8 protein-coding genes and 1 pseudogene are annotated in these 7,487 nt (G+C 51.2%); all 9 read left to right on the top strand.

What is annotated here, in order from left to right:
• Positions 1 to 471 (top strand): HlyD family efflux transporter periplasmic adaptor subunit (locus VLK31_RS36025; RefSeq protein ID WP_409173292.1); only part of this gene is annotated, 471 nt, incomplete at its 5' end.
• 59 nt (positions 472 to 530) lie between these two features.
• A complete protein-coding gene (locus VLK31_RS36020; protein WP_409173291.1) occupies positions 531 to 965 on the top strand; it encodes a hypothetical protein in 435 nt (144 codons plus the stop codon).
• An 18-nt stretch (positions 966 to 983) separates the two neighbouring features.
• The gene (locus tag VLK31_RS36015) at positions 984 to 1,340 is read left to right on the top strand and encodes a hypothetical protein (protein WP_409173290.1); all 357 of its coding nucleotides are present in this window, start codon (positions 984 to 986) and stop codon (positions 1,338 to 1,340) included.
• A 59-nt stretch (positions 1,341 to 1,399) separates the two neighbouring features.
• Positions 1,400 to 1,576, top strand: a complete 177-nt coding sequence (locus tag VLK31_RS36010; RefSeq protein WP_409173289.1) for a hypothetical protein — start codon at positions 1,400 to 1,402, stop codon at positions 1,574 to 1,576.
• A 56-nt stretch (positions 1,577 to 1,632) separates the two neighbouring features.
• A complete protein-coding gene (locus tag VLK31_RS36005; RefSeq protein WP_409173288.1) occupies positions 1,633 to 2,352 on the top strand; it encodes a response regulator transcription factor in 720 nt (239 codons plus the stop codon).
• 489 nt (positions 2,353 to 2,841) lie between these two features.
• Entirely contained in the window at positions 2,842 to 3,483 is a 642-nt protein-coding gene (locus VLK31_RS36000) for a hypothetical protein (protein WP_409173287.1), read from the top strand.
• Between the two features lie 78 nt (positions 3,484 to 3,561).
• Entirely contained in the window at positions 3,562 to 3,891 is a 330-nt protein-coding gene (locus tag VLK31_RS35995) for a hypothetical protein (RefSeq protein ID WP_409173286.1), read from the top strand.
• Between the two features lie 235 nt (positions 3,892 to 4,126).
• On the top strand, positions 4,127 to 5,131 hold the full coding sequence (locus VLK31_RS35990) for a hypothetical protein (RefSeq protein ID WP_409173285.1): 1,005 nt from the start codon (positions 4,127 to 4,129) through the stop codon (positions 5,129 to 5,131).
• A 2-nt stretch (positions 5,132 to 5,133) separates the two neighbouring features.
• Positions 5,134 to 7,487 (top strand): annotated as a pseudogene (locus VLK31_RS35985) (hypothetical protein); the annotation flags it as partial.

The following is a 7,487-nucleotide window of genomic DNA, read 5'->3' as shown; positions in this document are numbered from 1 at the left end:
CAGCGCGAACGCCTCACCACCTTGAAGGCGCCGGTGGCGGGCACCGTGCAGCAACTGGCCGCGCACACCGAAGGCGGCGTGGTCACGCAGGCCCAGCCGCTGATGGTGATCGTGCCCGACGGCGCGCAGGTGACCGCCGAGGTGACGCTGGACAACAAGGACATCGGCTTCGTGCGCCCGATGCAGGAGGCCGCGATCAAGTTGGAGACCTTTCCGTACACGCGCTACGGCACGGTGAACGCGACCGTGAAAACGGTGACGGCGGATGCGGTGAATGACGAGAAACGCGGGGCTGTGTTTGCGGTGACGCTGAATTTGAATTCGACAACGATTGATGTGGACGGCAGGCCGATCAAGCTGAGCCCGGGGATGAATTTGACTGCGGAAATAAAGACGGGGAAGCGGCGAGTTATCGAGTTTTTGCTGAGCCCGGTGCAGAGGGCTGCGGGGGAGAGTTTGAGGGAGAGGTGATTCGGAATTCAGCCTTTTCTGGCGCCGGCCGACGACTTTATATATCCGAAGAGTTTCAAATGAAAAAATTATTTCTGATCATTCTTTTTACTGCCGTCGCTTATTTTCCGGCATCGATTATCTGGACTCGAATCTCCAATGCGGAAGCCATCGAATTCAGGCACCAGATTCTGAAAGCCGCAGTGCAATTAAAAGAAGGAGAACAAATAGAAGTAAAGGCAAAAAATACAAAGAAAATCTTCATTCAATCAGCCTACATTGATGAGAAGAACTTCAGATTTGGCACTCAAGACAACGAAGTTCCGTTTGTCCGCGTTGGAATAGATCAGCAATTTGCCATTCATCTTGTGTCGGAGCAAGACTCCTACAGCCATGCAGTGATCGAGGGCAATTTGATACGACTTGAGTTTTTTGCTGAAAACCGCGATGACTATGCGTACAGAAATTCAGTTGTTCTACGCCGCGACGGCAGGTTTGTGATGCTTGTCTATTGAATGGATTGGAACTGAACCATGCAAGTCACCAGGATTACCCGCAACCCGATCGCTACCAACAGCTATTTTTGCAAAACCATGAAATTCATTTCCTGCTCAGTTGCGCTGGCGGCATTGGCTCTTGCCGGATGCTTCGCCTTCAAGCCCGTAGAAGTTCACATTACGCCCACGGCCTATCAAACCGGCAATATCAAATCTGAGCTTGCGACGCCCGTGGTGGACGAAGTGGTGCGGCTCAAGCCGAGCAAGGTTCTGATAATTCATTGCAAAACCACACCGTTTGCGAAAGTCTTTCAGTTTGAAATCGAGCTGCAAGCTCGGCATCGCATGGAACTAAGTTGGGCTGTGGCCGACGATGGGTGCCCTTCTGCTTAGCCGACAGCAAGAGAGGCAACCGCCGGATAAAAGAATGAACCTCATAAAAACAGCCGCCAATGATTGCTGATCTCGTTTTGAATTTTGTCTGCTACGGCGTAGGCGTTGTCTTTTATTTTTTTCTGGAGGTCTTTGGCCTGGAAAAAAGAAGAAGCGACCAGGCCTACATCATGGCTGGGTTCCTTGTAATAGCGGGCATCTTTCTCGCGATTATTCTTGCACTGGGCACCTCATGAGCGGAGGACAATTTCAACCGCCGACTGATCAGATGGCCCACTGGAATGAGTGACAGATGAAATCTCTCACAGACTCCAACTTTCGTTGCTGGGCTTCCGTCGTAAGACGCCAACCCAGAACTTCAGCCGAGCTTTTGTCATGGCTGACAGGTCCTCTTAAAGAATTTTTCCCCCATCGGGGATTGATCTTGACGCACGGCGAGCTTGTGGCCGGTGAAATGAACATTACCCATATGCTGACAACCGGGCACGAGGAGAGGTACGTCTGCCAACTCGCAAGAAAGTTCGAGCTCGATTGCAGAGGCTCCCTTCGATGGTGGTTTGCGGAGAGGCGCCCGTTTTACATCGACCCCGGCGCGCCGCCCCACTACGCCAGCAAGTTTGAACTTGAAGAGATTCATGCTTTCTCCCTGCAGAACGTAGCTGCACACGGGGTGCTGAACGTAAGAGCAAACGCCGGCACCTACTTCAGCTTCAGCGGAATTGAAGGCCCTCTTTCCAATTGGCACCTTGAAGCTTTGGAGCTGATGACCCCGGTGCTGAACGAGCGGTTCATCGCTTATTGCGCATGCTCTTCGAATAACGCGAACGAAAAAACCGCCTGCTTGAGCTTTCGTCAAAAAGAAATTGTCAGGCATGTCGCAACTGGGCTTGATGACAAACAGATTGGGCGGGCATTGGGTGTTTCCGAAAAGACCATTCGGAACCATTTGGTCGACGTGTACGCCCAAATGGGCGTGCATAAAAGAACGCAGCTGATGATGATTCTGAAGTAACCGGGACGTATGTCCTATCGCTTTGCCGGAATCGCTCATTAGCATTGCTGGCATCACTAGGGACGGGCTGCGCGATGTAATTCCAAGCTCTGCTTGCTCGTGGGAAGACCGTGCGTTCGGGGCTGCGGAAAAAAAAATTCGAAATGATCTGATCATATCTAGACAGACCGCAAGGCAAATGATCGCAATTTGATTTAGGGCGTCCCCTAGGCCGCTTGTGGTGCACATAAAAGAATGCAATAAATTACGATTCTGAAGCGACCGGGACATATGTCCTATTGATTTATGAAAATCGTCTACTAGCATTGCCTGCTTCAAGCGAGATTCGGGGCTGCTCCATGCCGACGAAGCGGCCGATCAGAATCTTGCCCGGGCTATCAAGTCACTGCGGGAATATTGGGTAAACAAATTGCAAAATTAATCGTGAAGTACCTTAAATTTCTAATTGCTGCATTGAACTGCTCCTTTTCCAATTCAAAAAATTTCGCCGTGCAGCCCAACGAAAAACATGTCGACGGACGAGTGAACAGTTTTGCTCAAGGGCTTCTAGCACTGGCGTCTGTTTTTCTTTCTACTTCCGCCTACTCTCAACAAGTAGTCAACGATCAGTATGTTTTACAAAACACAAAGTTATCTATCTCCCCTTCCGGCAAGAAAATTTTAATTACATACGGACTTAAAAGCGAAAAACCGACTTCCATCGTGGTGCAACGGGAGAACGGGAAGTTCGTTTCAAAGCCTTTGGCACCTTTTGATAGAACTCTTCGCCATCTTGGTTTCGCCTCCAATGAACAGAATTTATTGGAGGTATCGCGCGAAGAAAGCATCACTACTTTGGCTCGACTGAACATCGACACAGGCGAAAAAGAAACGATATACAAAGATCCGCAAGACATATGGATGCCGCGGGAAATCGGACTGAACGACTATGTTTATTTTCAGGCGACGAAACAAATTCCGACGCAAGGAATTTGGGTTCGTCAGCAAAACGGAGTTCGAAAAACATTGTTTCCCGTCCCTGATCGATTGTCCTCCACCATGAACTGGACAGGCGAGTCTTTGTATTTAATGAACTGGACCAATCCAAGGTCTTTCTTCGCGCTCACTGGAGCAGTTCCTGCCGAGGCTTAAAAATTTGCAAATTCTTCAAGGGTTTGGGAAATATCTTGCTCCAACTCAAACCCATTGCAATGTGTGATTAAAAATTTAATGCCTGCTGAATCAAGATATCTTTCAACGGTAGAAATAACAAAAGGTCTTCAGGTTTGCGCAGCACCAGGCCAATGGTTTGGCTTGCGAGAGTTGCAAATTTCCGAAAACGGCAACCATGTAATTTTCCACGCAAAAAGGTCTGGCTCTAACGGTTTGCGAGGTGTTTATTTAGCCAGCTATGCGGAAAAAGAATGCAGGCTAGAAGTTGTCTTTTTAGAAAAGGATGAAAAATGGGAACTTCAGCAACAACGAATCAGCACATCGGAACTCACCGAATCTGTATGGAAATTACCATCAGCCCAATTATGCCGACAGAGAAATGTGTAGCTTGGGCACGCACAAAACAATGCAATAAATTACGCTTCTGAAGCGACCGGGACATCTGTCCTATTGATTTATAAAAATCGTCCACTAGCATTGACTGCTTCAGGCGAGGTTCGGGGCTGCTCAGCTGACAAAGCGACGATCAGAATCTTGGCCGGACTATCGAGTCACTGCGGGAATCCTCGGTAAAAAAATTGCAAGATTAATCATGACGTATCTAAAATTTCTAATCGCCGCAATGAATTCTTCTTTTGCCAATCTAAAGAATTTCACCGAGCAGACCAACGAAAAAAATGGCGGCGCAAGAGCGAAGGGTGTTGCTCAGGGATTTTTCATCCTGGCGGCTGTTTGTCTTTCTACTTCCACCTACGCCCAACAAGCAATCGATGATCAATATGTTTTGAAGAACACGAAGCTGTCCATTTCACCTTCTGGCGACAAGATATTAATTACATACGGTCTGAAAAGTGAAAATCCGATGGCATTCATGGTTGATCGGAGAAACGAAAAATTCGTTTCAAAGCCTTTCGGTCCGGTCAACAAAAATCTTCGATACTTAGGCTTTTCCTCCAATGACGAGAACTTATTGGAGGTATCGCGAGATCAAAATATCACGACCTTGAACCGGCTGAACATCGAAACAGGTCAACGAGAGTTGATATACCGGGAAGGCAGAGATATCTGGATGCCCAAAGAAATAGGACCGGATGACTATGCTTATTTTCAGGCACTAGAAAAAATTCCAACTCAGGGAGTTTGGGTTCGACAGCAGGGTATGACACAAAAAGTCTTGTTTGCCGTTCCTGATCGCTTTTCTTCCAGATTGAATTTAACGGAAGATTCTCTGTATGTTATGAACTGGACCAGTCCAAGATCTTTTCTTGGATTAGCAGGAAAGGTTCCGCCGACAGCTGAAAAATTTGCAAGCTCGCCGAATGTATGGGAAATAAATTGCAGCAATTCCGTTCCGCTGCAGTGTTCAATAGACAAATTGAGCGGTACCAAATCAGGTTATCTCACAGTCATTGAAATCACAAAAGGACTACAGACTTGCACGGTACCTGGCCAATGGTTTGAGATGAGAGAGTTGAAGATCTCCGACAATGGAAGCCATGTAATTTTTCATGCGCAGATTCCTGGAAGAAATGGATTGCGAAGTATTTATTCAGCCAGTTATGCCGAGAACGAATGCAGACTCGATATTGTTTTTTCTGAAAGGGATGGCAAATGGGAACTCCAGTAGAAATGAACAAGCATGTCGGCTCGAATTTTCCGATCCGATATGGAAATTATTACGGCCCGAACTACACCGGGGGAGAAATCGTAAGTCCGGGTGAGCGAGGCGATTTTTTTCTCAAGCCGATTAACGCTACCGATGCAGCAGCAAGAGATCATGACTGGCGCTATGCAAATGCCGATGATGCATTAGCAGCAGGAAGAAAGGACATATCTGATTGGATCAGAAATGATGCTGATCGAATAATGGCAACGGCACTTGCTGAGCGAATCAAGGAGCTGGAAAAAAATCAATCTCGAACTTTCGAAGACTCAATGGAGCTTAGCCGCGCTCACAACGCGAAAACAATTTTCGACAAGAAACCTTTACCTAATCTTCCCGACCCCATAGAGAGATTTCAATGGGAGCGCCCGGCACCTCCGCCCTTGGCTCAGGACGCCTCGGATGGGGTGGTTAAGCCCACCATCGCTGACGCCACCAATATGTGTTACCGGGACGCCAAGAATTCGCGCCAAGCCGTCGACCCATTGATGCTGGATCTGGATGGCGACGGCCTTGAACTAAAAGCAGCCTCCGGCGCAATTCTTTTTGACCACAACGCAGACGGCATCAAAACCGGGACCGGCTGGATCAATTCCGATGACGGCATCCTGGTGCGCGACCTCAACGGCGACGGCGCCATCACCTCCGGGCGAGAGCTTTTCGGCATAGACACCGTCAAGCGCAATGGCGCAAAGGCGATCAACGCATTCGACGCCTTGGCAGACATCGACAGCAATTCAGACGGCAATTTCACCAAAGCCGATGCAGCCTGGAACCAGGTCAAAGTTTGGCGCGACCTCGACCAGGACGGCGTTTCCGATACGGGCGAACTGTTCACGCTCGACGCGCTGGGCATCAGCCGAATCGGCACGGTCGGCAGCAGCACCAACACCACCGGCGGCAGCCAGGCCGGAACGACGGTCAACGGCAACTTTGTGGCGCACAGCGCCAGCTTCACGCGCAATGGTCAAACCACGCTGACGGCCGGCGCCATCGATCTTCAGGTGAGCAACTTTCACCGCGAATTCACCGACCGCGTTGCGTTGACCGCCATCGCCAAGGCGCTGCCCACCATGCAGGGCTCCGGCAGGGTGCGAGATCTGGCACAGGCCGTGAGTCTGAATACGGGGCTGGCCACGGCGCTCACCGCCTTCAGTTCGGCCACCACGCGCGACACGCAAATGGCGCTCATCGACAACCTGATCACCAACTGGGCCAAGAGCAGCGACTTCTGGAGCAGCATCGAGGACAACCTTGGCGGCAAGGACAAGGTCAACCTGAGCATCACGGCGCCTGCGGGCACAACGCAGGAACAGTTTCGCAACCTCATCGGCGTGCTGGAAGTGTTCAACGGCGAGCGCTTCTACGAGAAGCCCGACTCCACGCAGACCATGCGAGTGGTCGCCGGTTTTGCGACGAGCACGGAGGCGTCGACCCAAGGCGCAGCAATCGTCGTGCGGCAGGGCTACACCATCAATCCGCCCGCGAACCAGTTGGCGCTGTTGCAGCAAAGCTATGAGGCGCTGAAGCAGAGCATCTATGGCGCGCTGGTGTTGCAGACGCGGCTGAAGCCGTATCTGGACAGCATCAGTCTGACGATTGGTGAGAAGGAAATTGGGTTCGACACCAGTGCGCTTTCGGCGATGCTGGCCAGGAAGAAGCAAAGCAATGAGCGCGAAGCCTTGTTCGATCTGGTGGAGCTGAACCGGTACGCGGACAAGACGCTTCAGGCGGTGGGTTTCAATGGGCTGGAGTTGTTCGGCGTGTGGATGGATGCGGTGCCAGACGGGTCTGCGTTGCGCTCGGAGATTTCTGCGTTGGGCTATGTGCTGTCTGGTACGCAAGCCGGCACGGCCAACAACGATATTTTTCTGGGGGGTGCGGCGGATGAGAGCATCAGCGCTGGCGCTGGGAATGACTTTGTGAATGCGGGGTCGGGGAACGACAGCGTCTATGGGGGAGAGGGGAATGACGTGTTGCAGGGTGGGGCTGGCAATGACACGCTCAAAGGCGATGCCGGCAACGACATCCTCATCGGCGGTGCAGGCAACGACACCCTGGAAGGCGGCGCCGATGCGGACACACTGGACGGCGGCATCGGCAACGACACACTCAAGGGCGGCAGCGGCAACGACACCTACAAGCTTGCAGCCGGCTCGGGCGTCGATGTCATCGATGATTACGACACCACCGCTGGCAATGTCGATGTGGTTATCTTCGACGGCGTGGCGTCCACCGCAGTGACAGCGCTTGAGCGCAAGGGCAACCACCTCGTCATGAAGTACGCCGTCAGCGATCAGCTCACCGTGGAGGACTACTT

The organism is Variovorax sp. H27-G14, from assembly GCF_046156345.1.
Taxonomy (GTDB): Bacteria; Pseudomonadota; Gammaproteobacteria; order Burkholderiales; family Burkholderiaceae_C; genus Variovorax.
This window is presented reverse-complemented; position numbering and strand designations above follow the sequence as displayed.